Source organism: Geminicoccus sp. (assembly GCF_036263595.1).
Taxonomy (GTDB): Bacteria; Pseudomonadota; Alphaproteobacteria; order Geminicoccales; family Geminicoccaceae; genus Geminicoccus.
Map to the genome: position 1 here is coordinate 1 of NZ_DATAGQ010000228.1, position 3,091 is coordinate 3,091.

Annotated in this window: 1 protein-coding gene and 2 pseudogenes; 1 reads left to right on the forward strand and 2 read right to left on the reverse strand. The window is 59.7% G+C overall.

Annotated elements, in window-relative coordinates:
• Positions 1 to 137: 137 nt before the first annotated feature.
• Positions 138 to 446: pseudogene (locus tag VHL31_RS25130) on the reverse strand (IS481 family transposase); the annotation flags it as partial.
• Between the two features lie 604 nt (positions 447 to 1,050).
• Here VHL31_RS25130 and VHL31_RS25135 point away from each other — a divergent pair.
• Entirely contained in the window at positions 1,051 to 2,490 is a 1,440-nt protein-coding gene (locus tag VHL31_RS25135; RefSeq protein ID WP_329663999.1) for a lipopolysaccharide biosynthesis protein, read from the forward strand.
• A gap of 126 nt (positions 2,491 to 2,616) precedes the next feature.
• Here the strand turns inward: VHL31_RS25135 and VHL31_RS25140 are convergent.
• Positions 2,617 to 2,907 (reverse strand): annotated as a pseudogene (locus VHL31_RS25140) (transposase); the annotation flags it as partial.
• Positions 2,908 to 3,091 lie beyond the last annotated feature (184 nt).

Below are 3,091 nucleotides of genomic sequence, written 5' to 3' on the forward strand. Positions count from 1 at the left end.
GCAGACCTACAACCGGAGCTGGATCGTCGAGCGGCACGGCTACCGGACACCCGCCCAGGTTCGAGCCGGCCAGCTTGGTCAGATGCACATGGCCGCGTGAGCGCACATCGGTGTCTCATCATTGTGGACCGGTACAGGTGCAGGGTACTGCGGGACAAGTGTGGGATCGCGTCCCGCATGACGCTGTAGAGGTCATCCAAGGGCAGCCGCGTCTGCACCCGGACAGCCACCACGGCCGCCTCCTCCGGTTCTGACAGGACGGAACTCTTGCGTTGCACTGGGCCCATCGGCAGGTCGCACGTGGAGGAGCGAGAGCGCCACTTCCTCACCGTCTTCCGGTCGATCCCGAGCCGTCGCGCGAGGACTGCGATGGTTTCTTGTGAGGATTGGATCTGTGCTCGGATGCGAGCCGTGGTCGTGGCACTGCCGTGTAGAACCTGTGCCATGGAGCATCCCTCTCGATCTTCGAGAGATTATTCTGTCCGTGACACCCCGGGACCAAACATCTAAGCCTCGGAAACCGTCGCTTAGCCTCAACAAAGCGTCGCTCTTCAGAAACAGTTTAATGTTGCTCTGGCCGACCGATGCTAGGTGATCCTTTCAGACCTGCCTGACCTCATGCCATCTGGGTCAGTCTGGCAGCTCATGTGAGGCCACTTCTGCGGCATCCTGATGCCATTTTGGGCACCAAGCAGCCAACCGCGTGTTATTCTGTGCAACCGCTTCTAAAGTTAATGTGCGGATTGATATGGAGGGAAGAGCCCAAAAGTTCCTAATTCTATCACTCACACAATCCTGATACTAACAGCTTAAATGAAGAGCGAGATTCCCCTGGCGGCAAAATGTTGCTTCTAATCCTTGAAGTGCATTAGTCCTAGAGTGGCGTTCTTTTGCGTTCATTATTGGAGTGCGTGCTTCTGGTCGATCGTCTTGCAGAATCTTTCGCTTTTCGGCTTGGATGTGGCATCAAATTGGTTCCGTCATCGCTCCTAAGTCCAGTCGGAGGTGCAAGATCCTGAATAATCTTGTGAGTGCGCTCGGACGCAGCCGTTGAGTCCGGTTGGACGACATTGGCTTCAGAAGGGGCGGCTTGGCCGCATCCTGGTCTATGGTTCCTCGCGCTCGATTGTGGAGGCGATGCTCGGGGTACGCGGCGTACTACTGGCCAGCATACTTGGCCCCGAAGCATTTGGCATCTGGGCGTTGTTTCGTCTCACTACGATCTACGGGAGCTTTGCCGGGCTAGGGCTTTTGCGCGGCCTTGAACTGGAAGTCGCCAAGGCGTGGGGTGACATTCAGCGTCGGCAGGCATGGGGCCGCACTGCGGCCGGCTGTATTTTCATCGTCTTCGGGATCATGTCCGGCTTAACATGCATTGCCAGCCTATTCGTGGAAGAGGCGTGGCAGCGCCAGTTGCTCTTGGCCGTAGCAGCCGGTTTGCTGCTTGAGCGCTTGGCCGCCTATGGCCTGACGTTCATGCGGGCCTCCGGGTCACTGAGCCATTTCGCGTTGATGGAACTCGTGCAGGCTTCGGCGCAACTCGTTGCGACGGTGACGCTTGGTTATTTGTTTGGCCTGAATGGTGCCCTGTTCGGCTTCTCTGCAGCCTGCTTGGTTGGCCTCCTTGTCCTGCCAGGACGTGTGCCGCTCCGCCCCGAACTGCATCTGTCGAGGCTAAAAAGTATGCTTGCCGTTGGTCTGCCGCTCAGCCTGAATTCGCTGCTGGCGGCAATGTTGGCGACGGTAGATCGGCTGGTCGTTGCCGCTTGGCTTGGTCTGGAAGCCTTGGGCCAGTACGCCTTTGCCGTTTCGGTGGCCTCCATCGGCGGCGCAGCTGCGCTGGTCGTGCAGACTGTGGTATTTCCCGACATGTACCGCCGGCTTGAGCGAGAGGGCGCGCAAAACATCACGCGCGAACATCTTGAGCGGACGATACGGCCATTTGTGTTAATTCTGGCGCCATCTGTGGGCGCCGTCGCGCTGGTCCTGGGATTGGTTGTTACGCTTGTGCTGCCTCGCTACCAAGCTGCGGTTCAGCCGGCCGCCGTATTCGTCTTCACTGGCATTGCCCAGGGCGTCGTAAGCTTGGCCGTGATGGCGGTCGTCGCGGCAGGAAGACAGCGATTCCTACCGTTATTTACAGTTGCCGCCCTTGTTGTGAACGCACTGCTCGCAACCGGTACACTCGCGTTAGGATTTGGTATGGTCGGACTCGCCACCGGCGCAGTGGTGGCGCGTGTATGCTATGCTGGCGGAATTGTGTTGCTCATTGCACGCGGTACCGGTGCTAGGCCCTTGGCTACGGCCTTCGCTATCTTGTGGCCGATCCCTTGGTGCGCTGGTGCCAGCTTCGTGATCTTCAGCCTTGTTTCACCCCGCGATTTCGCGAGCTGCGGGATCGCTTTAGTAGGCTATCTCGTCGCCGTCTCACCTGTACTGATCACGCTCGCGCGGGCCTTGTGCCCACCACGCCCAAGCTCCCTGACCTGAGCTGAAAGTAGCCCAGCGTGAGTTCTGAATGCCAGCTTCTATGTGCTGGCAGGCTCGTAAAGAACAGAGCTGGTCCCATACCCTCGGACAGTTTGGCAGCTGGGATAAGCTTGGTTCCGGTTGTCGTCAGGCCGCCGATCTCTCCGTGCCGACTTCCCCATATAGCTCGTCAGGCGTGCACCCGGCCAGGGCCGAGTGTGGCCGCTGGGCATTGTAGTAGCCGATCCAGCGGCTGAGGCCTGCCCGCAGCTCCGAGCCGGTCTCGAAGGCGTGCAGGTAGACGCACTCGTATTTCAGGCTGCGCCAGAGCCGCTCGATGAACACGTTGTCGAGCCAGCGTCCTCGTCCGCCCATGGAAATGCGGATCCCGGCGTCTCGCAGCGGGCTGGTGAACCGCGGCGAGGTAAACTGGCTGCCATCCATGGGCAGCAGCCCGTGGATCCGATGTTCGCAGGACCGGCGGTGTACCGGTCCACAATGATGAGACACCGATGTGCGCTCACGCGGCCATGTGCATCTGACCAAGCTGGCCGGCTCGAACCTGGGCGGGTGTCCGGTAGCCGTGCCGCTCGACGATCCAGCTCCGGTTGTAGGTCTGCTG